The organism is Petrotoga halophila DSM 16923, from assembly GCF_002924615.1.
The window spans coordinates 24,405-47,490 of record NZ_JALY01000254.1; the positions used below are offsets into that span (position 1 = coordinate 24,405).

18 protein-coding genes are annotated in these 23,086 nt (G+C 33.3%); 17 read left to right on the forward strand and 1 reads right to left on the reverse strand.

Annotated features, from left to right (window positions below):
- Positions 1-107 precede the first annotated feature (107 nt).
- The 17 genes from AA81_RS12220 (at position 108) to AA81_RS12300 (ending at position 21,456) form a co-directional block, all read left to right on the forward strand.
- Positions 108-1,334, forward strand: coding sequence for a Gfo/Idh/MocA family protein (locus AA81_RS12220; protein ID WP_103899185.1), 1,227 nt, complete (start codon positions 108-110; stop codon positions 1,332-1,334).
- 197 nt (positions 1,335-1,531) lie between these two features.
- Positions 1,532-3,181 carry an IS1634 family transposase gene (locus AA81_RS12225; protein WP_158245243.1) on the forward strand — a complete coding sequence of 550 codons (1,650 nt, stop codon included), beginning with the start codon at positions 1,532-1,534 and terminating at the stop codon, positions 3,179-3,181.
- 300 nt (positions 3,182-3,481) lie between these two features.
- Entirely contained in the window at positions 3,482-4,477 is a 996-nt protein-coding gene (locus AA81_RS12230) for a Gfo/Idh/MocA family protein (protein ID WP_103899186.1), read from the forward strand.
- A 332-nt stretch (positions 4,478-4,809) separates the two neighbouring features.
- Positions 4,810-6,543 (forward strand): dihydroxy-acid dehydratase, encoded by a 1,734-nt coding sequence (gene ilvD / locus AA81_RS12235; protein ID WP_103899187.1) that lies wholly within the window; start codon positions 4,810-4,812, stop codon positions 6,541-6,543.
- Between the two features lie 303 nt (positions 6,544-6,846).
- The gene (locus tag AA81_RS12240) at positions 6,847-7,752 is read left to right on the forward strand and encodes a dihydrodipicolinate synthase family protein (protein WP_103899188.1); all 906 of its coding nucleotides are present in this window, start codon (positions 6,847-6,849) and stop codon (positions 7,750-7,752) included.
- A gap of 275 nt (positions 7,753-8,027) precedes the next feature.
- Complete coding sequence (gene aglA, locus AA81_RS12245; RefSeq protein WP_103899189.1) at positions 8,028-9,428, forward strand: alpha-glucosidase AglA; 1,401 nt, start codon at positions 8,028-8,030, stop codon at positions 9,426-9,428.
- Between the two features lie 444 nt (positions 9,429-9,872).
- On the forward strand, positions 9,873-11,849 hold the full coding sequence (locus AA81_RS12250) for an ABC transporter substrate-binding protein (RefSeq protein WP_103899190.1): 1,977 nt from the start codon (positions 9,873-9,875) through the stop codon (positions 11,847-11,849).
- Between the two features lie 118 nt (positions 11,850-11,967).
- On the forward strand, positions 11,968-12,951 hold the full coding sequence (locus tag AA81_RS12255) for an ABC transporter permease (protein WP_103899191.1): 984 nt from the start codon (positions 11,968-11,970) through the stop codon (positions 12,949-12,951).
- Positions 12,952-12,965: 14 nt separating this feature from the next.
- Positions 12,966-14,072 carry an ABC transporter permease gene (locus AA81_RS12260; RefSeq protein WP_211292712.1) on the forward strand — a complete coding sequence of 369 codons (1,107 nt, stop codon included), beginning with the start codon at positions 12,966-12,968 and terminating at the stop codon, positions 14,070-14,072.
- 33 nt (positions 14,073-14,105) lie between these two features.
- Positions 14,106-15,107 carry an ABC transporter ATP-binding protein gene (locus tag AA81_RS12265; protein ID WP_103899193.1) on the forward strand — a complete coding sequence of 334 codons (1,002 nt, stop codon included), beginning with the start codon at positions 14,106-14,108 and terminating at the stop codon, positions 15,105-15,107.
- Positions 15,100-16,140, forward strand: a complete 1,041-nt coding sequence (locus AA81_RS12270) for an ABC transporter ATP-binding protein (protein ID WP_103899194.1) — start codon at positions 15,100-15,102, stop codon at positions 16,138-16,140. The genes AA81_RS12265 and AA81_RS12270 overlap by 8 nt, the downstream gene beginning before the upstream one ends.
- A 79-nt stretch (positions 16,141-16,219) precedes the next feature.
- A complete protein-coding gene (locus tag AA81_RS12275; RefSeq protein WP_103899195.1) occupies positions 16,220-16,738 on the forward strand; it encodes a D-lyxose/D-mannose family sugar isomerase in 519 nt (172 codons plus the stop codon).
- Between the two features lie 95 nt (positions 16,739-16,833).
- Positions 16,834-17,904, forward strand: coding sequence for a mannonate dehydratase (gene uxuA / locus AA81_RS12280; protein WP_103899196.1), 1,071 nt, complete (start codon positions 16,834-16,836; stop codon positions 17,902-17,904).
- A 21-nt stretch (positions 17,905-17,925) separates the two neighbouring features.
- Complete coding sequence (locus AA81_RS12285) at positions 17,926-18,759, forward strand: SDR family oxidoreductase (RefSeq protein WP_103899197.1); 834 nt, start codon at positions 17,926-17,928, stop codon at positions 18,757-18,759.
- Positions 18,760-18,895: 136 nt separating this feature from the next.
- The gene (locus AA81_RS12290) at positions 18,896-19,534 is read left to right on the forward strand and encodes a bifunctional 2-keto-4-hydroxyglutarate aldolase/2-keto-3-deoxy-6-phosphogluconate aldolase (RefSeq protein WP_103899198.1); all 639 of its coding nucleotides are present in this window, start codon (positions 18,896-18,898) and stop codon (positions 19,532-19,534) included.
- 40 nt (positions 19,535-19,574) lie between these two features.
- Positions 19,575-20,600, forward strand: a complete 1,026-nt coding sequence (locus AA81_RS12295; RefSeq protein ID WP_103899199.1) for a sugar kinase — start codon at positions 19,575-19,577, stop codon at positions 20,598-20,600.
- A 130-nt stretch (positions 20,601-20,730) separates the two neighbouring features.
- The gene (locus AA81_RS12300; protein WP_281256305.1) at positions 20,731-21,456 is read left to right on the forward strand and encodes an IclR family transcriptional regulator; all 726 of its coding nucleotides are present in this window, start codon (positions 20,731-20,733) and stop codon (positions 21,454-21,456) included.
- Here AA81_RS12300 and AA81_RS12305 read toward each other — a convergent pair.
- Positions 21,453-23,086, reverse strand: a 1,634-nt coding sequence (locus AA81_RS12305) for an Rqc2 family fibronectin-binding protein (RefSeq protein WP_146050395.1), incomplete at its 5' end; no start/stop codon positions are given. The genes AA81_RS12300 and AA81_RS12305 overlap by 4 nt on opposite strands.

A 23,086-nucleotide genomic window follows, 5' to 3' on the forward strand; every position in this document is an offset into this window, starting at 1 on the left:
TAAAATTATTGATTTTCCTAAATATCCGAAAGCATTAAAAAATGAGAAAATGCATGTTTTAGAATTTGTAAACTCAGTAAAAATATATTAATTAAGGAGAAAAGTGTATGAAAAAAGTTTATTTTGCAGTAGTAGGAGTTAGAAACTTTGCAGCAGAACATATCAAGTTTATAAAACAATTGGAAAATGAGGGAGAACTCAAATTAGCAGGAATAGGAATAGGGGTAGAAGATAGAAGGAAAAATTTTGACCTTGAGAAAAAATTTAAAAAAGAAGGAGTAGAGATTTTCTACTCGTATGATGACCTTTTAAAAAACGCTCGAGATTTTGTAGATGTAATCACCTTACCGACTGCTATTCATACTCATAGCGAAATGGCAATAAAAGCTATGAAATACGGATATAATGTTTTATTAGAAAAACCTCCAGCTGCTACCGTTCAAGAAGTGGATAAAATTATAGAAGCAGAGAAAGAAACGGGAAAGTTTTGTTCGATAGGCTTTCATATGATTCATTCGAGATCTATCAGAAAGTTGAAAGAAATTATTTTGCAAGGAAAATTAGGGCAAATTAAAGAAATCAGTTGTAAAGCTATATGGCCAAGATATCGTTCATATTATACCAGAAATGAATGGGCCGGTAAAAGTATATACAACGGACATATTATATTAGATGGACCTATAAATAACGCTTTAGCCCATTACTTAAATAATATGCTTTACTTAATAGGTCCTAGTATGAACGAATCAATCGATCTTGAAACTGTGAGAGCTGAATTATATAGAGCTCACACTTACATTGAAACAGAAGATACTTCATGTATAGAAGCTAAAGCAATTAATGGTACAAAGATACATTTCTATGTAACTCATGCTTCAAATAAAAAATTAGATCCCTATATGGTAATCGAAGGAACAAAAGGGAAAGCCTTTTGGGATTTTTCTGAAAAAACAACCATATATTTAAATAATGGGGAAAAAATAGAGTTTGATAATGAAGGAATAGACCCTCATTTAGAAGTCTTTAGAATTGTAGCTAAAAGGCATTTAGGTATTATAGATGAACTATACTCCACACCAAAAAATTCACGACCCTTTGTAGTAGCTGTAAATGGTGTCTACGACTCAGCTGAAAAGATTATTCCTATACCAAAAAATTTCATAAAAGAATATGAAGAAGAAAATGAATATAAAACTGTTTTAAATAATATTGATGAAATAATAGATGAAGCCTTTGAAAAGAAAGTGCTTTTTTCAGATTTAGAAATCCCATGGGCTCGTGCAACAAAAGAAATAAATATAAAGGAATATAAATCTTTCAACCCATTTTCCTGAGTTTGACAGTTGGGAGATGCTTTTTCAATAAACCAAACGGAAGAAAGCGGGTTTGAGGGGATAAAACACCTATTTTTTTGAAAAAATTCTTTTACTGTAGTGACACTTTTTTCTTCTCTAATTATATTATTCTCTTGACTTCATAATAGTTTTGTGGTATAATATTAAAGACATTATGAAGTTGGGAGATGATTTGGATGTATGTTAGAACCGTAAAAAACAATCAAGGGAAAGAATACTTAAGAATAGTGGAAAGTTATCGTGAAAACGGTAAGAATAAACAAAAGATAATTGCTAATTTGGGTAGAATCGATACGATCAGTGAAGAAGAAGTGAAAAATATTATTAAAAAACTCGTACAGATATATGATATAAAAGGTTATGTGAATTTGAATAATGTTGAGGAAGCACCTGATAAGAAGAATTATGGGATAAAGGTAATAGTGGATAGATTGTTTGAAAGGTATGAGATGGATAAGTTCTTTGAAAAGATGGATAAAAAGATAAGATTCGATGTGGAGGATTTGTTGAAAATAATGGTTATGAACAGAATAATAGAACCGAAAAGCAAGTTGGGAATATTCAAAGAATTAGATTATTATGGATTCAAAAGAATAGATGAGGCAGAAACGGACGAAGAAGGGATAGCCTTACAATGGATGTACAGGACGCTAGATGTGTTAGCGCAAAAGAAGGAAGAGTTGGAGAAACATCTGTACGATCAAAGGATAAGTTTATTCAATTCTGTAGTAGATTTAGTGTTTTACGATGTAACGACGTTAGCCTTTGAGACACAACAAACGAACGAGTTACTACAAATGGGATATTCTAAAGATAAGAAGTTCAACGAATCACAGGTGGTTTTAGGGATGTCGATAGATAGGGATAGGATGCCAGTTAGTTTTGATATATATCCAGGTAACACGTTTGAAGGACATACGTTCAAAGATACGATAGAGGCAATGAAAAATAGATATCAGTTGGGAAAGGTAATAGTGGTTTCTGATAGGGGGATGATGAGTAGAACCAATATGGAAATAGTAGAGAATTCCGATTACGAATTCATAGTTGGTAAATCGATAAAACAGTTAAAAAAGGTAGATATATTCGATGGGGAGTTCACTGAAATATCAAAAGGGATTGAATACAGAGAAATAGAATACGAAGGGAAAAGATTACTCATAATACATTCAAAGGAAAGGGCCGAAAAAGATAGAAAAGACAGGATTAGATTGATTGAAAAAGCGAAGAAAATGTTGAAAGATGGGGAAATAGAATCAAAAAGCAAAAGAGGTGCAAAAAAGTACTTAAAGACGAAGAACGAAGTAGATTATACACTTGATATCGAAAAGATAGAAAAAGACGAAAAATATGACGGATACTATGGAATAATAACAAACACACAATTGAATCCAAAACAGATATTAGAGCAATACCATACCTTGTGGAAAGTGGAAGAAAGTTTCAGAACACTAAAGAATTATCTTGAAACAAGACCGATATTTCATTGGACACAGAAAAGGATAAAGGGACACATAGTGATGAGTTTCGTATCTTACATAATGCAAAGAACACTTGAATTAGAACTTGAAAGAAACAATATAGAATACTCACACGAAAAGATAAGAGAAGCGATTAAAAACATGGAATACATAGATATTAAAACCAACGAACAGCATTTTGCCATTAGAACCAACATGAATCTTTTAGCTCAAAAGATATTGAAGATACTTAATATACCAATTCCAAAAGTGGTAACCCCATATGAGGAATTCATAGAGAAACTGAAACTACAGGGCCAAAATGAGGAAAATAAAGGATTAGAAAGGAGCAAAGCAAAAGCGTAAGTCTAAAACACTGATAAATAAAGGAAAAGAAAGGCATGTAGTGACACTTTTGAAAAACAGAGAAAGCAAAAAACGCTTTTTTGCAATTATTCATGCCTGTTTTAGAATTCTTACGTTTTTGTAACTGTCAAACTCAGGTGTTTTAAATAATATTGATGAAATAATAGATGAAGCCTTTGAAAAGAAAGTGCTTTTTTCAGATTTAGAAATCCCATGGGCTCGTGCAACAAAAGAAATAAATATAAAGGAATATAAATCTTTCAACCCATTTTTGAAAAAAGAAGCTTAGGAGTCTTTAATATGAAGGTATGCTTTGTAGGTTCAAGTGGCCATTATCATGATGTTTTAACGCCTTTAAGACTTTACCATGATCTGAATATACATGTTGTGGGGATTGCTCCCGGATCAACTGGAGAAAGCATAGATAAATTACGTAAAGAAATAGAAGACTTGGGATATAAACCAAAAATATATGAAGATTACAAAAAAATGTTTGACGAAACTAACCCAGATATAGCCGTTATTAATTGCTTTTTTGGTGATTTAGCTAAAGCTTCAATTGAAGCTCTAAACAGAAAGATTCATGTTTTTACAGAAAAGCCTGCAGCCACAAATTTTGAAGATCTTGATTTATTAAAGGAAGCTTACTTAAAAAGTCAATGTTCTTTCACAGCTATGTTCGGTATAAGGTACAAACCATGGTTTTTAACAGCTTATAATTATTTAAAAAAAGGTGTTGTAGGAGAAATAAGACTTCTCAATGCTCAAAAATCTTATAAACTTGGTCAAAGAGAGCCATTTTATAAACAAAGAAAAACTTATGGAGGCACTATTCCATGGGTTGGAAGCCATGGGGTTGATTGGATCCGGTGGTTTACAGGACTAAATTTTATTTCTGTATATGCAGCTCATTCGAAAAAATACAATAATAACTATGGGGATTTAGAGACAAGTGCATTATGCCACTTTGAACTTGAAAATGAAATTTTTGCTTCATTATCGATAGATTACTACAGACCCAACAATGCTCCTACACATGATGACGATAGATTAAGAGTTGTTGGCACAAAAGGCATAATAGAAATAATGCATAATAAAGTATATTTAATCAATAATGAAGTGCCTGGGATTCGTGAACTACCGTTAGAACAAGAAAAAAGCATATTTCTAGATTTTTTAAGTGAGATAGAGAAGAAAGGAAAGTGTATGGTCACTGCTGAGGATTCTTTTGAAGTGACAAGGATATGTTTAAAAGCCCTTCAATCTGCCGACAAAGAAAAAATTATATTTCTATGATTTGAAAAATCAAAGTAATCCTGAAAAAGCCAAAAAGCACTTAGAATAGAAAAATTTTGAGAAATGAATAAATTTTTTAAAAAGATTACCGAATGCAGCAAAAATCATCATTTTGGAAAAAACAATAGAAAATACGTTAAAATATGGTTTAAATACAGTTTAGAAAAAAGAAGGCGATTTGGATTCGGGTTCACAAATTTCTAAAAATAATATGATGTTTTACCATGAGGAGGCGAATATTTTATATTGAAGGTATTAAAAGTTGGTTAAAATGCATGTTCCAGAGTTTTTAAAGTGTCTATAATACATATTATATGAGGAGGAAAGAGTTTATGGCTACATATTACGAAAAGCAAAAGGCAAGAAAAGTAAGAAAAATATGGGCCCAAAGTGATGCTCTACGTATGGGTATAGGATGGGATGAATATGATCTAGAGAAGCCATATATTTTAGTTGAAGATACATTTGGCGAATCTCATCCTGGAAGTATCCATCTTAATAAATTAACTGATCAAGTAAACCAAGGAATAATAGAGAAGGGTGGCAGGCCACATGATTTCCATGTCACCGATATATGTGATGGATGGGCTCAAGGTCACAATGGCATGAACTATATACTTGCATCCAGAGAAGTAATTGCTGATATGGTGGAGACACATGGTAATGTAAATCCATTTGATGGTATGATTTTAATTTCATCTTGTGACAAACCTATTCCAGCTCATCTAATAGCAGCAGCTAGGTTGGATTATCCAACTATTTTTGTTCCAGGTGGATCAATGAGACCAGGCCCATATATGACAACTTCAGGTAGGGCCGGAGAAATAAGCTTAAAAGTAAAACAAGGATTAATTGATGATTTTGAGGTCATGCAATATAAAAAGACAGGATGCCCTTCTTGTGGTGCGTGCCAATTTATGGGGACTGCAAGCACTATGCAATGTATGGCAGAAGCATTAGGCTTAGCTTTACCAGGTACGGCTTTATCTCCTTCTACCATGATAGATATATTACATACATCAAGACAAGCAGGTAGAAAAATTATAGAACTTATGGAGAAAGGCATTACCGCAAGAGATATTTTAACTCCTGAGGCTTTTAGAAATGCTATTATTGTACATGCGGCAATTGGAGGTTCAACGAATGCTATGATTCATCTTCCAGCCATTGCACACGAGTTAGGTTGGGAATTAGAAGTGGAAGAATTTGATGAAATTAATAAATTTATACCACATTTGTGTAATATAGCTCCAAGCGGAAAGTATCCAACAGAAACCTTATGGTTTGCAGGGGGAATTCCAGCTGTCGAAGAAGAACTTAAGGAATATTTAAATCTGGATGTTTTGACAGTGACTGGAAAAACATTGGGTGAAAACTTAAAAGATATTAAAGAGTCTGGTTTTTACGAGAGAAATTTAGGATACTTATTTAATTATAATTTGAAAAAAGAAGAAATCATTACACCTATAAATAAATGTGAAGAGTATGGTTCAGTAGCTGTATTAAAAGGAAACATTGCTCCTGAAGGTGCAGTCATAAAATATTCGGCAGTTTCAGAAGATATGATGTATCATGTAGGAAAAGCTAGAGTATTTAACAGTGAGGAAGATTGTAATAAAGCTGTAGTGGAGGAAAAAGTTGATGCCGGAGATGTTCTTTTTATCAGATATGAAGGACCTAGAGGATCAGGAATGCCTGAAATGTTTATGACAACTGAAGCCATTATGAATGATCCAAAACTAAGATCCTCAACAGTACTAATAACCGATGGAAGATTTTCTGGTGCAACAAAAGGACCATGTGTAGGGCACGTATCTCCGGAAGCAATGGTAGGTGGACCAATTGCTTTTGTTGAAGATAACGATTTAATTGAATTAGATATTAATAATAGAAAATTAAATATCATTGGTATTGATGGACAAGAGATGGAAGAAAAGGACATCCAAAAGATATTAGCAAAGAGAAAAGAATATTGGGTAAAACCTGATTATTCAGGTAGAAGAGGAATTTTTAAAAAATATACAGAGAGAGCTACTTCAGCTATGAAGGGCGCATATATGGAGTGATAAAATCAATAAAATTACAACATCAGTAATGGTTTGTATTTAAGGAAATAAAAGAACGGCTAAAGTTTTTGCCTTTTAGACTGTTAATAGGACTAATTATGACCATTGTATCTGTAATTGCCTATGGCATACCGGAAAAAAATCTTTAATTCTTGTTTCGCTAATGAAATTTTACAAATTTATAAAGCAAGCTATACATTTAAAGTTTTAGTTATGATTTTGGAGAAGAGCTAGAAGTGCATTTTAATGTAAACCTGTATAATATTTTAAAGTTTAAATTGAATGTTTGGAGGTATAAATTAAATGAATTATGAGATAATTACCCCTGTAGTTACAGCTTTTAATAAGAACGAAGAAATAGACTACAAAGCAAACGAAAGAATTATCGATTTTTTAATAGAGGGTGGTGTAAATGGTATATTGGTTCTTGGCTCTGCTGGGGAATTTACAGGATTAAGCTATGAAGAAAAAAAAGACTTTTTTAAATTTTATTCTGAATATGTAGATGGAAGAATAGACCTTTATGCAGGAACAGGATGTATGAGTTTTGATGAAGTTGTAACATTATCAAATGACGTGAAGAATCTGAATTATAAAGGAGCTGTTGTTATTGGTCCTTATTATTATAATTTAGATCAAGAAAAGATATTTATATATTATGATAAACTTGCGAAATCTGTAAATGGAAGTGTATATCTTTATAACTTCCCAGCTAGAACAGGATATTCTATAAACCACAAAACAATAAAAAAATTAATAAACAACAACACTAATATTATAGGCCTTAAAGATTCAGTGTCAGAACCAGTTCATACTAATTTGTGCATATTAGAAACAAGAGAAGATAATTTCAATGTTTTTTCTGGTTTTGATGATCAATTCTTATACAATATTGCTGCGGGTGGAAAAGGATGTATTTCCGCATTAAGTAACATCGTGCCAGAGATATGGAGTGAATTAGTGAAAGCATCCAATGAAGGGTATTTTGACAAATCTATTAATTATCAATCATTAATTCAAGAATTAATGCCTTTATATAATATGGATAGTAATTTTTCTTATTTATTCAAATTGCTGATGGTATACAGAGGGGTAGAATTAAATCCAACAGCAATTTTCCCATTTAATCAAATAGATAAAAATATTATTAATAAAAGTAAAGACATTTTAGATGCGGTTTTAGAAAAGTTTAATAAAATAAAAAACTAAGAAAATCCAAGTATTTATTAGCTAATCTTAAATAATCGCTAATAAATGCCCCTAATTCCTTCTAATCGGATTTGACAAGTAGGTATCATTTTATTATAATTTTTTTGGTTTGAAATTAAGAAAGTTACTTTCTTAATAAGAAAACAAATACTTTCAGTACAAACAGTAAAGTTATTGATTTTCTTAAATATGTAAAAGGTTTTAAAAGAAATTTAAAATGCGTTTTTAGAGTTTCCAAAAAATCATAAAATACACTTATACAGGAGGGGTAAAGATTGAAAATAGGAATTATAGGAGCAGGTAGTGTTAGATTTTCATTGCAGTTAATAGGTGATATAGCTCAAACAGAGGAATTGGCAGATTGTGAAATATGCATGATGGATGTAAACGAAACACGATTAAATGCAACATATTCATTAGCTAAAAAGTATTGTGAAGAACTTGGGTCAAATATTCAAATTGAAAAAACTATGAATTTAGAAGAGGCAATAAAGGGAGCAAGTTTCATAATAAACACCGCCTACCCTTATCCCAAAGAAATAGAAGACGGATATAAGAGATGGGAGATAGTAACAGAAATAGGTGAGAAACATGGGTACTATAGAGGAATAGACAGTCAAGAGTTTAACATGGTATCAACTTACTCTTACGTTATTTGTTCTTATCCGGATATAAAATTGGCACTTGATATTGCAGAAAAAATAGAAAAGTTAGCACCAAATGCTTGGTTAATGCAAACGGCTAACCCTGTTTTTGAAATAACCCAGATTGTCAAAAAACTAACTAAAGCCAAGATAGTAGGTTTTTGTCACGGTAGTTCTGGCGTTAATGGAATATTTAACCGTTTAAATTTACCTTCATCTAAGGTGGATTGGCAAGTTGCTGGTATCAATCACGGTATATGGTTGAATAGATTCAATTATGAAGGGAAAAATGCTTATGAATTGCTCGATAAATGGATAGAAGAGGAATCATACAAATGGGAATCAAGAGAGCCGTGGGATATACAATTATCTCCAGCTGCTATCGATATGTACAGATTTTATGGAATGATCCCAATTGGTGACACTGTTAGAAATGGAAGTTGGAAATACAACTACAATTTAGAAACGAAAAAGAAATGGTATGGAAAATTTGGGGGAATAGATAATGAAATAGAAAGGCCAAAATTTCATAATTCTCTCAGAGAGTCAAGGAAAAGGATGATCGAATTATCTAAAGAAATAGAAAAAGATCCTAATATTAAATTAACAGAAGTTTGGCCAGAAATTTTCAAAAAAGGTGTAATGAGTGGGGAACAACATGTTCCATTTATTAACGCCTTAGCTCATAATAAACAGGTAAGATTAATATTGAATGTGGAAAACAAAGGAATAATTAAAGATATCCCCGATGATATAGTTGTAGAGGTTCCCGTTTTGGTTGATAAAAGTGGCTTGCACCCGCAAAGTTTAGAACCCGATCTGGACGAGAGGATTAAAGAATATTATCTGATTCCAAGAATTATGAGAATGAAAATGGCTTTAGAAGCTTACATAAAACGAGATGTGGAAATATTAAAAGAGTTTTTAGTTAGGGACCCACGAACTAAATCATTTAAACAAGTTGAAGAAGTATTATCCGATATTATGAACCATCCAATCAATAAAGAATTGAAAGAATATTTTAATGTATGAGCACGTTAAAAGTTAGTATAAAAATTTGAAGTTTTTTATCTTAAATATTAGTTGGTTGAATAAACTTACTATTCTACTGGAAAAAGCTTTTTTCATTACTTTTTAACTACTAAATAAGGGAATAAACCTAGTTTTTGCTCTGTGACATATTGGTAGGAGTAAAAATTATAATTGGCAATTCCCATACTTTCATAAAATTACAAAATAGATTTATAAAACGAAAAAATCATTTGTAGGGAATGAACTAAGGGGAATAGGGGGACGTTTTCCCAACATCATATAGTTGGCAGAAAACTTATCCCTTTTTTGTTGCCAATAGAAGATGTTCAACAAAACAGATTTTAGAGTTTATAAAGATTGTAATGATTTAACAAAAAGGAGGTGAAAAACATCAAAATATTGAGTAAATGGGTAAAAAGCATAAGTGATCAAGGAGGTGTAATTATGAATAAAAAGGTAGTTGTAGTAAGTTTGTTGATGGCTAGTTTATTGGTAACAAGCATCTTTGGTTGGAATGCTTATTCAACTCCTCAAGAGTATTACAAAGAAACGGACAAACGAATTACTGAATTCAAAGAATCACCAATACTTACTGAAAAAGTAAAACAAGGAGAATTACCACCACTAGAAGAGCGACTTCCTAAGGAACCCTTGGTTATCGTACCCGAAGAAGAAGTAGGTAAGTTTGGAGGAACATGGAGAAGAGTCTGGAAAGGACCTTCAGATCAATGGGGAGTGTACAAAATCAACGAACCACATCTTATTTATTTTAGTGCAGATGGTGGAGAATTTCTCCCTGGTGTAGCCAAAAGCTGGGAAGTTTTAGAAAACGGGAAAGTTTACATTTTCCATCTGAGAGAAGGAATGAAATGGTCTGATGGACATCCTTACACGGCAGATGACATAGTTTTTTGGGCAAATGACATAGTTGGGAACGATGAATATACAAGCGCTAAACCTGCATGGTATATGGCTGGAGGAAAAAGAGCAAAGGTAGAAAAAATCGATGACTATACCGTTAAATTTGAATTTGCAGAACCTTACAGTTTGTTTTTGCTACAAGTGGCTTACAGTCAAGGATTTACTGGTGCCCCAAAACATTATCTAAAACAATTTCATCCGGATTACACACCTATGGAAGAAATAGAAAAGATTATTGAAGAAGAAAAAGAAAAGATGTATTCTTCTTGGGTAGATGTATTTGAAGATAAATATGACCCAATTTCAAACTTAGAACTCCCTAGTCTATGGACATGGATACCCAAGACGGATCCAACAAGTTCATTTTATATTCTAGAAAGAAATCCTTATTATTTTGCTGTTGACATAGAAGGAAATCAATTACCATACATAGATACCGTAAGACATGAATACGTTATGGACGATGAAGTTGTTCTTTTGAAAGCAATTTCTGGTGAAATTGACATGCAATGGAGACACATTGGAATGATGGGAGCTGGTGCTGGCAATTATACCCTCTTAGCTATGAATAAGGAACGTGGAGATTATCAAATCTATAACTGGATAGCAGCCAATGGTTCTGTGAGCCAGTTAATGTTAAACACTTTTGATCATAGTGATCCTATCCTCCAAGAAATTTTTAGTGACGTGAGATTTAGACAAGCGTTGTCTTTAGGGATCAATAGAGAAGAGATAAATGAAATTTTATTTTCCGGTTTAGCTGAGCCTCGTCAAGCTTCATTAGTAAGCGGGTCAGCTTATTACGATCCCGAATGGGAAAGTGCTTATGCTGAGTACAACCCCGAAAAAGCGAATGAGCTTTTAGATGAGATGGGGCTTGTATGGGATTCAAAGCATGAGTATAGGCTCAGACCAGATGGAAAATCTCTGCAATTTACGGTACAAGTAGTGGGACAACCCCATGTAGACGTCTGGACTATGGTAAGAGAATACTGGAAAAATGACCTCGGTATTGAAATTGAAGTAGAAAACCTAGAACAAAGTTTATACTATGAAAGGCTAGACGCACATGACTTTGATGGGCAAGTTTGGATGATGGATAGAGCTGCTCAACCTCTAGCTGATCCTTTCTTTGTTTTCCCCGGTGCTGCAGATATTTCCACAACTTGGTACATAGGTTGGACAGACTGGATAAAAGCCTATATAGAAGGAAATGAACCAGAACCAGATGATATAGTACCTCCAGAGCCAGTTATTGAGTTGGTTGATCTTTGGCTTGAAATACAAAAGACCACAGATGAAGAAAAATTAAAAGAATTGATGAAAGAAGTTACAAAAACACACAGAGAAAATATATGGATGATAGGGACAGTTGGAGAAGATATTGCTCCTGTTATCGTTAAAAACAATTTCAAAAACGTAGCAAGAGAGCTTGTCACAGATGATGTGCTAAGATCTCCATTGAACACAATGCCGATGCAATTTTACATTGTTGAATAATTATGGTATATTTGTTTCCTTCAACCTTTTAAAAAAGGTTGAAGGAAACTTTAAATATTTTTTATTCAAACTTCTGAAAGTCTCTAAAATACAAATTGTTTTGGAGGTGTTTGATACTATGCTTCAATATATAGTTAAGCGACTTCTTTTATCTATTCCTACAGTTCTTATTATAATTCTTCTTTCCTTTATTATAATGGAACTCCCCCCTGGAGATTATTTGACAACATATGAAGTGGCTCTGAGACAAAGTGGCGAAGAAGTTGACCTAGCCAAGATAGAACTCCTTAAAGAAAGATATAAGTTAGATAAACCTGTTTATGTTAGGTTTTTTTATTGGTTTGGTAACTTATTTAGAGGAGATTTTGGTTACTCAATGTTGTATGAGAAACCGGTGGCGGATCTTTTAGGAGCCCGAGTGTGGTACACTGTTCTAATATCTTCCTTGGCAACTGCGTTTGCTTGGGTAACAGGCTTTTTAATAGGCGTATATTCTGGAACACACCAATATACTGTAGGAGACTATGCGTTTACTGTTGTGGGATACTTCGGAGTTTCTGTACCAAATTTTCTCTTTGCTTTACTTTTAATGTGGTGGGCATTCACCGCTTTCGGATTAAGTTTAGGAGGCTTATTTTCTCCTGAATACGCCTCAGCTCCATGGAGTTGGGGGAAACTATTAGATTTATTACAGCACCTTTGGATACCCGTCATTGTAACAGGGACAGCTACAATGGCGGGCCTCATTAGGGTCCTCAGAGGAAATTTGTTGGATGAAATTAACAAACCATATGTTACTGCTGCAAGAGCTCGTGGCGTGCCTGAGAATAAACTCACTTGGAAGTACCCTCTTCGGGTTGCTATTATACCATTTTTAAGCACCGCAGGATGGACTCTTCCAAATATTATTTCTGGAGCGGTTGTTACTGGTATTGTACTCAATCTTCCAACTGTTGGTACTTTGTTGATGGATGCCTTGAAAGCTCAGGATATGTATTTAGCTGGAAGCATAATCTTAATTTTAACAATGTTTACTGTTATAGGAACGATAGTCTCTGATATTTTACTTGCTTGGGCAGATCCAAGGGCAAGACTTTCGTAAGGAAGGTGATTCAGTTGTTCAATAAAAAGAAGAAGAAATCTGAAGAAGCATATTATTATGCATCCGAATCAAAACTGATTTGGTGGCGCTTTAAAAGGAATAAATTGGCAATTGTGGGTATGATAATACTAATTCTATTATACATTGTAGGTATTTTTGCGGAGTTTTTCGCTCCATATGATCCTAACAAATTAAATAGTCGTTATGTATACGCACCACCTCAAAGGATAAGATTTATTAGGGACGGGCAATTAGTTAGGCCATATGTGTATGGTTACAAAATGGAAAGAGATCCCGAAACACTTCAAAGAATTTATTTAACAGACGAATCAAAAGTATATCCTGTCTCTTTTTTTGTGAAAGGAGACTCTTATAAATTATGGGGAATATGGGAATCAAACATTCATTTTATTGGAGTTGAAGAAGGAGAATTTTTTCCTTTTGGGACGGATAGAATGGGAAGAGATGTGTTATCAAGGATTATTTATGGAGCAAGAATATCAACAACTATAGGGCTTGTAGGGGTTTTTTTGAGTCTACTAATTGGTGTGGTCTTAGGTGGAATATCTGGTTATTACGGTGGGAAGGTAGATTTTACTATTCAAAGGTTAATGGAGGTAGTAAGAAGTATACCGGATATTCCATTATGGATGGCACTTGCTGCTGCTTTACCACAATACATGTCGCAAATACAAAGATACTTCGCCATAACAGTTATTCTTTCGTTGAGAGGGTGGACCGATTTAGCAAGGGTTGTCAGAAGTAGATTTATTACTTTAAGAGAAGAAGATTTTGTTATTGCTGCGAAGTTAGCTGGGGCAAAAGAATCCCGTATCATCTTTAGACATATGCTACCTTCCCTAACAAGTCATATGATAGTTTCTATCACTCTTTCAATTCCTGGTATGATCCTGGGAGAAACAGGACTCAGTTTCTTGGGATTAGGCTTACAATCACCAACAATAAGTTGGGGAGTTTTGCTTCAAGAAGCCCAAAATATAAGAACCGTAGCCTTACAACCTTGGTTAATGCTCCCTGCTTTATTCGTTATTATAACGGTTCTTTGTTTTAACTTTGTGGGTGATGGCCTAAGAGATGCAGCTGATCCTTATCATACATAATTAAGAATTATAGAGAATGATAGGAGGAATAAAATGGAAAGTGAAAATATTCTTGATATAAAAGATTTAAATGTTTCTTTTAATTTACCTGAAGGTACAGTTAAGGTTTTAAATGGAATAAATTTTACTATTAGAAAGGATGAAGTATTCGGCATTGTGGGCGAATCAGGTTGTGGTAAAAGTGTAACCGCTTCTTCTATTTTACAACTTTTACCTAAGAATGCTCAAAGATCTGGAGAAATTCTACTTCATACGGAAAATGGAATAATAAACATAACAAGTTTAACACCAACTGATGAAAAAATGCGACAAATTAGGGGTAACGATATAGCTATGATATTTCAAGAACCCGCTGCATCTTTTTCACCAGTTTATACCATTGGAGAACAGATGATAGAAAATATCATACTGCACAAAACCCTTTCAGAAAAGGAAGCAAAAGAGATAGCTTTAGAAATGATAGAAAAAGTTAAAATTCCAGATCCAAAAAAAATCATAAATTCCTACCCTTTTGAACTATCGGGTGGGATGCTTCAACGATGCATGATAGCTTTAGCCCTTTCATGTAATCCTATGATATTAATAGCAGATGAACCAACCACCGCATTGGACGTTACTATCCAAGCACAGATACTATATTTAATGAAGGAATTACAAAAAGAATTTGAAAGTTCGATTATTTTTATAACACATGATTTAGGGGTTATTGCTCAGATGGCTGATCGAGTTGCAGTTATGTATTTGGGAAAAATTGTTGAAGAAGGAACTGTTTATGATATTTTCAACAACCCCCTTCATCCATATACAAGAGCCCTAATGACTTCTATACCAAAAGTTGGAATAAAAAAGACACGATTAGAAGCAATAAAAGGTATCGTTCCAGATCCTTTCAACAAACCTAAAGGCTGTAGTTTTCATAACAGATGTCCTAATTACATAGCAGGGGTGTGTGATACCAAAGAACCAAAAAATATCACCTTTTCTAAAGATCACACTGTTGCATGTTTTTTGTATGGAGGGAAAAACAATGAATGAGAAAACTATTAGCAGTAAAGTCCTTCTTGAAGTATTAAATTTAAAAAAATATTATCCAATAAAAAGAGGAATGTTTGCAAAAATTGTCGGACATATGAAGGCTGTGGATGACGTAAGTTTTTCGATCAAAAAAGGAGAAACCCTCTCACTTGTAGGAGAATCCGGTTGTGGAAAAACTACAATTGCAAAAACTATTTTAAAAGCCCTTGAACCAACGGAAGGGAACATCTTTCTTCATGTTAACGGAGAAAAAATAGATGTATCCAATATGAGCAAAAAAGATGAAAAGTTACTAAGGAAATCTGCTCAAATGGTGTTTCAGAATCCTTTTACATCTCTAAATCCTCGAATGAAAGTAAGGGATATTATAGGTGAACCTCTACAAGTAAATAAAGTAGCAAAAGGAAAAAAACTTCAAGAAGAAGTTGAAAAATTAATGGAAACAGTAGGATTAAGGAAGGAATATTTAATAAGATACCCCCATGCATTTAGTGGGGGCCAAAGACAAAGAATAGTGATAGCCAGAGCGTTAGCTCTAAGGCCTGAATTAGTTGTACTTGATGAACCGGTAGCAGCTTTAGATGTATCCATAAGAGCGCAGATTTTGAATCTTTTAATGGATTTACAAGAACAGTTTAATTTGACATATCTTTTCATTTCTCATGACTTAAGCGTTGTTGAACATATAAGTGATAGAGTCGCGGTTATGTATTTAGGTAAGATTGTTGAATTAGCAGATTCTAATGAAATTTTTGAAGATCCCAAACATCCATATACAGAAAAGCTTTTGGAAGCAGTCCCTATTCCAGATCCAAAAAAAAGAGCCGAACAATTGAAACCTTTGGAAGGAGAAGTTCCTGATCCTGCCAATCCTCCAAAAGGTTGTTATTTTCATCAACGTTGTCCTTATGCTCAAGATATATGCAAAAAAGAATATCCCCCTCTAAAAAATTTAGGAAACGAGGAAAATGAACATTTAGTTGCGTGCCATTTTGCTTCTCAACTCTCTTTAAAAGGTTTAAAAGTTTATTGAAGGTATTAAAAGTTGGTTAAAATTTGTGTTTAGGGTTTACAAAGGCTGCAAAAGATGGTAAATAAGGAGGTTTAAATCTATGTTGGACAAAGAAACATATGAAAAAGTGAGAAAGAAAAGTTTAGAACTTTTTGAGAAAGCAGGTATCGCTCTAAGAGAAGATGAAAAGGAAAATATAGAGATCGTTGATGGAGGATTAGGAAATGTCGAAGAACTAGGTCTTGAAATTGTTACCTATGTAAATACCGATAGATACTGTGCTAAAGAAATGGTCCTTTTGCCTAATCAAACATGTCCTGAACATAAGCATCCGCCTCATGATGGAGATATTGGAAAAGAAGAGACCTTCAGGTGCAGATATGGTAAAGTATTTCTTTTCGTTGAGGGAGAAAAGAACACTTGGCATGTACAACCACCAAATGAATATTTCACAGCTTCACATGAAATAATTTTAAACTCAGCAGAACAATACACCATACCTCCAAATACCTTACATTGGTTCAAGGCTGGAGAAGAAGGTGCCGTTATTTCTGAATTTTCTTCTCACAGTGACGATGCAACTGATATATTTACAGATCCAAACTTTAAAAGAGTATAATTTAAAAATATTTTTTTCAAAATTAGTTAATATAATATCTTTATTGTTATTGTAAATAATTATGGAACTAAATACAGGCTTGAGGTGAGGTACAAATGGAATTTATCATGAGATGGTTTGGAGAAGGAGATGACAGTGTATCGCTTTCACAAATAAAGCAAATACCTGTTATATCTGGAATAGCTGGAACTTTAGATGATATTCCTGTTGGAGAAGTTTGGCCTTTTGACAAAATTGAAAATTTAAAAAATAAAGTAAATAAGGAAGGTTTAAAATTAGAAGTAATTGAAAGTGTAAATATCCATGAAGACATAAAAGCAGGTCTTGCAACGAGAGACCATTATATAGACAATTACATAAAAACTATACAAAATTTAAGTAAAATAGGAATCAAAATTATCTGTTATAACTTCATGCCGATTTTTGATTGGATAAGAACAGACTTATATTACAAATTAAACGACGGATCAACAACTATGGCCTATTTTGACGAAAAAATTAAAGATATAACTCCTGAACAACTCATTGATGAATTTAAGCGCAATTCAGCTGGGTTTTCGTTACCTGGATGGGAAAACGAAAAATTAAAGGACATAGAAAAACTTTTTGAAATTTTTAAAGATGTTAATGAGGAGAGGCTTTTTAAGAATTTAGAATATTTTCTTAAGGCTGTAATACCTGAATGTGAAAAATTAAATATAAAATTAGCAATACATCCTGATGATCCTCCTTGGTCTATCTTTGGTTTACCTCGGATAGTTAGCACAAAAGAGAAACTTGAAAGAATAGTTAAATGCATAGATAGCCCTTCCAACACATTAGCCGTTTGCACAGGCTCTTTAGGTGCAAGGGAAGATAACGACATCCCACAAATAATTAGGCATTTTGGAGAGAGAGATAAAATTTCTTTTGTACATGTTAGGAACATCAAAAGAATCGGAAATAAAAGATTTTTCGAAACTTCACACATGTCTAAAGAAGGGACCTTAGATATGATTGAAATTCTTAAAGTTTTGTACGAAGTAAATTTTAATGGATATCTAAGACCTGATCATGGGAGAAACATATGGAATGAGAAAGCAAGACCCGGATATGGTCTATACGATAGGGCATTAGGGGTAAGCTATCTATACGGCATCTGGGAAACATTAAATAAACTTAAATAATATAGAAAGGAGAGAAAAAGGATGAATTTGAAAGATAAAGTTGCAGTAATTACTGGTGGTGGAGGAATATTGTGCAGTACAATAGCGAAAGGCCTAGCAAAAGAAGGAGTAAAAACAGCATTATTGGATATATCAGAAGAAAAAGCAAAAGCTGTAAAAGATGAAATAATTGGGAAAGACGGAGATGCTTTAGCTATCAAATGCGATGTACTAAAAAAAGAACAAGTCGAAAAAGCGAAAGAGATAGTGATTAATAAATATGGTAGATGTGATATTTTGATAAACGGTGCAGGAGGGAATCATCCTAAAGGAACCACCACAAAAGAAATTTTTGAATTAACTGATTTGGGAAAAGAAGATTTGACCACTTTTTTTGATTTGGAGCAAAACGGATTTGAGTTTGTATTTAATCTCAATTTTTTAAGTGCTTTTATAGTATCTCAAGTTTTTTTAGAGGAAATGGTAAAGCTTGAAAATTCCACAGTAATTAATATATCCTCTATGAGCGCATTTTCGCCGATGACAAAAGTAGCAGCATACAGTGCAGCAAAAGCTGCGGTAAGTAATTTCACTGCTTGGTTAGCTGTTCATTTTGCAAAGGTAGGAGTAAGAGTAAATGCAATAGCTCCTGGTTTCTTCTTAACAGAACAAAATAAGAATTTACTATTAGATAAGGAAGGAAACCCTACCGAAAGGCATCAAAAAATAATCAACAACACACCAATGGGAAGACTAGGTAGGCCTGAAGAACTTATAGGAACAATTAAATGGTTATGTAATGAAGAAGACTCTGGATTTGTTACCGGTACTGTTATTCCAATAGATGGAGGATTTTTAGCTTATTCTGGTGTTTAGTAATTTTGATTTTTTAGTAAAATAAAAAATTTGTAGTTATTAATAGATTTTATAACTACTATGGTCCAAAAGTCAAAAAAGAGTGTAAAGTAATAAATAAAAAGGTCAGGAACGAAAAAATTTTGAGGAGGATTCCATGGATAAATTAAAAGTGATGGAGCAAATTATAAATGTTGGAATAATTGCTGTAGTAAGAGCTGATTCTCCTGAAGAAGCCTTGAAAATTGCCGACGCTGTTAGAAAAGGTGGTATCGAGGCCATTGAGATCACGATGACTGTTCCTGGAGCGAATGATGTTATCAAAGAACTGAAAAAGGTATATTCAAAAGGAGAAATTCTTATAGGTGCAGGAACTGTTCTTGATCCTGAAACAACGAGAATTGCTATGTTAGCTGGAGCAGAATTTTTTGTAAGTCCCTATCTAAATAAAGAGATGGTAAAAATGTGCAATAGATATCAAAAAGTTTCTATGGCTGGAGCTATGTCAATAAAAGAAGTTGTAGAAGCTATGGAAGAAGGTGCTGATTTTGTTAAATTATTTCCAGGTAGTGCTTTTGGCCCTTCAATAGTCAAAGCGATTAAAGGGCCTCTTCCTCAAGTACCGATAGTTCCTACAGGTGGAGTGAGTCTCGAAAATGTAGAAGATTGGATAAAGGCTGGCTGTGTTGCAGTTGGCGTTGGAGGAGAATTAACAAAAGGCGCAAAGTCTGGAGATTATGCGCTTGTCCAAGAAACAGCAAAAAAATTTGTTGAAGCCATAGCAATGGCAAGATAATTCTCAAGAATACAATAAATATTTGAAAGGAGATATTGTAATGGCTAACAAAATTGTTACTTTTGGTGAAATTATGATGAGACTTTCTCCTCCCAATTATTTTAGATTTGTTCAAACAGATTCTTTTGATGTAACTTACGGTGGCGCTGAAGCTAACGTTGCTGCTTCTCTTGCCAATTATGGAGAAAATGTTTATTTTGTGACAAAAGTTCCAAGCAATCCGATAGGGCAATCGGCAATAAATCATCTTCGGCGATATGGGGTAAAAACTGATTACATAGTTCGAGGTGGAGAAAGATTAGGTATTTATTTTCACGAATTTGGAGCATCTCAAAGACCTTCTTTAGTCATTTATGATAGAAAATACTCATCTTTTGCAGAATCTAAACCTACAGAATACAAATGGGAAAAGATTTTAGATGAGGCAAAGTGGTTTCATTTTACAGGGATAACACCTGCAGTGAGCGAGAATGCGGCACAGGCATGCCTTGATGCGGTGAAAACAGCAAAAAATAAAGGAATTATTGTTAGTTGTGATTTGAATTATAGGAAAAAACTGTGGTCACCACAAAAAGCAAACGAAGTGATGGCAGAACTTATGAAATATGTCGATATAGTTATAGCGAATGAGGAAGCTGCTGAAAAGGTATTCAATATAAAAGTTAAAGATTCTGATGTAACCCAAGAAAATCTACAATTAGACGATTATAAAAATTTAGCCAAACAAATTTCTGAAAGGTTTGATTTGAAAGGAGTCGCTATAACACTCAGAGAAAGCTTTTCTGCCTTTGATAATGGTTGGGCAGGCTTATATTATGATGGCAGCAAATTTTATTCCTCCAAAAAATATCAAATTCACATAGTTGATAGAGTAGGGGGAGGAGATTCCTTTGCCGGTGGATTAATATACGCTTTAATAAACAATTATCCTCATCAAGAAGTAATAGAATTTGCTACAGCTGCCTCATGTCTGAAGCATTCTATAATCGGAGATTTTAACCACGTTACAGTAGAAGAAGTGAAAACTCTAACAAAAGGAGATTCCACAGGTAGGATTCAAAGATAGATAAAAATGTCATTAAATTAATAATCAAACGGGTTTCAAAGTCCTTTTAATTATTAAAATTTGTGATATAATGAAATTTAGTATTTTACAAATAGGAAGGTGAAAATATATTCAAACTATCAGAAAAGTTCTGGAGGTATTAGATTATATAGTCTATGCACCAAAACCAGTTAATGTAACAGAAATTGCAAGAAAGTTTGATATGTCTATATCTAATGCTTACAAGTATTTAGACGACTTGTACAAAGGGGGCCTGCTGTCAAAGAATAGTGATAAGTCATATTTCCCGAGTTTTAAACTTGTGGAGTATGGGAGTATTATTTTAAAAAAAATAAATCTAAGGGAGATTGCACATCCCCACTTAGTTAATTTAATGGTAAAAACAGGTCAAACAGTTCATTTGGCTATTAAAGAAGGATATGAAGGAATATATATTGAAAAGATAGAAGGTCCTAATTCTTTACCAATGATGTCAAGGATCGGAATGAAGATAAACCTTTATGCAACAGCATTTGGAAAAGCTATTTTGGCTCATTTACCTGAAGAAGAGATAGAAGAATATCTAGAAAATGTGGAGTTGAAAAAAAGGGGTAAAAACACAATTACTGATTCCAACAAATTGAAAAATGAACTTAAAAAAATAAGAGAAAGAGGATACTCAATAGATAACGAAGAAAATGAAATTGGGATCTTTTGTATAGGAGCTCCTATATTTAACTACGATAAAAAAGTGATAGCGGGTGTAAGTATTTCGATGAGTACCGCTAGGGCAGAAGAAGAAAAAGTCGATGAATATATTCTTTATGTCAAAGAATGTGCCGAAAATATTTCAAAGTTGTTGGGGTATAAAGGTTAAGGTTTTTCAGGTATTTCTCTAAAAGGTTCAACGATAATGGTTTCATAATTTTTATACAACCACATTCCTGGTTTTGCTCCTTTTGGTTTCCATACGTTTTTTCTTTGAGTGTAATCAACCGCTACATTGGAAGACATTTTTGCTTTAGAAAATGTGGCAGCGATTTTTGCTGCGTAATCTATTACTTCTTCTGGTATTTCTTTACCAGAAGATTTTATTATTGTATGAGAACCTGGGATCTCATGTGTATGAAGCCAGATGTCGGCTTGTGCGGCTGATCTTGTTAATTCATCGTTCTGCTTGTTATTTTTCCCAACTAGTATTTCAAACCCTTTGTAATTAAATTTCCGAAAAGTTGTTTTTACTTTTCTTTCCCTTTTAGATTTTTTGTTTTCACTTATCAGTCCTATATCTTTCATTTCTTCTTTTATCTCTATTAAGGTTTCGATTTCTTCTGCGGAAGAGATTGTTTCAAATAACTGATTGTAATATTCGAGTTCGTTATTCACTTTTTTTATTCTTTTTTTAGCATGTTCGACTTTTGACTTTGTCCTTTTTATATTTTTATACAGCTTTTCCAGGTTTTGCGTTGGAGATAAAAGTGGATCTATCTCTATTGTGACTTCCTCACCGGTATTCCAATCGGTTACTGTAAAGTATCTTTCACCTTTTTTTATTTTGTAGAGATAAGTTTGAAGAAGTTCTCCCTTTTTTTCTAAATCCATAAGATTTTTTTCTTCATTTAAATCTTGTAATATTTGTTCTTTTGTCTTTTCTAGTCGGTCGATTTCACTTTTCACCCTTTTTTCCAAATCCCTTTTTATTTCCAATAGTCGTGATTGATTAGCCCTTTCTTGAAAGACTTTGAGCAATGCCTCTGATGGTTTTAATCCCTCGTATTTAAAATTATTCGGGGTTATTGCGGAGAAATCATATGTGTTCCCCTCTTTGAAGTAAAAAAGATAAGGCTTTTTGAGGTCTTTTACAGCTCTTTGGATACCTATTTCTTTCAAAAACCCTGTTGATTTTTTAGAAAATCCCATGAGTCTATCATAATCAATATTTTCAATGTTTTCTATATTTACTTCCAATATATTTATTTGAGAATCATCGTAGTAAGGTAGGTATTTAACTCCTGGAATTATGGGTCTAAATTTTTTATAAACCCTTTTTAAAGATTCTTCTACTTTATTATCTTCGTTAACGAGTATTACGTTGGAATTTCTTCCCATTAATTCAAAAAATAGCTTATATTTTCGCATAGTAGAGTTTTCTTGATCGTAGCTTTCAATTTCAAAGAACCCTATCCTGTCTAAACCTAACTGTTCGACATTTATCACTCTTCCGTTTCTTATTTTTTTTCTTAAAAACTGAGCAAAGTTTGCTGGTTGTATGGGTACGTTTGGTTTTTGAGAAAGTAAGATCACATATGAAGGGCTTTTTAATGAAAGAAGCACAAAACTTTGAGAGAACTGAATTAATACTTGGGATTTGATAGGTTGATAAATATTTTTAATTCTATCTCCCACAATGTTGTCTTTTATTTCTTTTAATACTTTATGTAATACCAAACCATCAAAAGGCAAATAAAACACCTCGTTTATATTTAAAATATAGCGCCCCTTCGCCC